The sequence below is a fragment of the Bartonella taylorii 8TBB genome (genome assembly GCF_902825155.1).
Classification (GTDB): Bacteria; Pseudomonadota; Alphaproteobacteria; order Rhizobiales; family Rhizobiaceae; genus Bartonella; species Bartonella taylorii_A.
The window spans coordinates 1-435 of record NZ_CADEAG010000143.1 but is presented as its reverse complement, the minus strand read 5'-3'; the positions used below and the strand labels follow the sequence as shown (position 1 = coordinate 435).

The window sequence follows — 435 nt, the reverse complement described above, 5'->3', positions numbered from 1 at the left end:
ACTCAACGTCATTCGCCTAATAGTTTCTCACGAAAGTTAAAACCCTTAGAAGCCAAGGCTTTTGATACATTAGGGTTACCAGCAAATGCTTCAGCTGAAGATATTAAAACAAAATATAAAGAGCTGGTAAAAAAACACCATCCCGATTCCAATGGTGGAAACCGCTCCTCAGAAGAACGCTTTCGCGATGTTTTACACGCCTATAATTTGCTCAAAAAGTCTGGTTTGTGCTAAAGATAATTAATACCTAATACAAATTTATTTTCGTTCGAACTATTATTATTTTCGCAAAATAGTAGAGAACAGAAAAGTCTTTTTTCATATGCAAGACTTTCATTATAGGGCATTGCATAAGTGCTCTAACTCTTGTATCGTTTTTTAACGAACGAAATGCATCCTTTCCCTTCCAGAAAACAATGACAAAAACAAAGCCTA

The 435-nt window shown here is 35.2% G+C and carries 1 protein-coding gene; it reads left to right on the top strand.

The features are described 5' to 3' along the window. The coding region (locus J7R13_RS09030) for a J domain-containing protein (RefSeq protein ID WP_208438324.1) at nt 1-234 on the top strand (234 nt) is incomplete at its 5' end. Between the last annotated feature and the right edge of the window lie 201 nt (nt 235-435).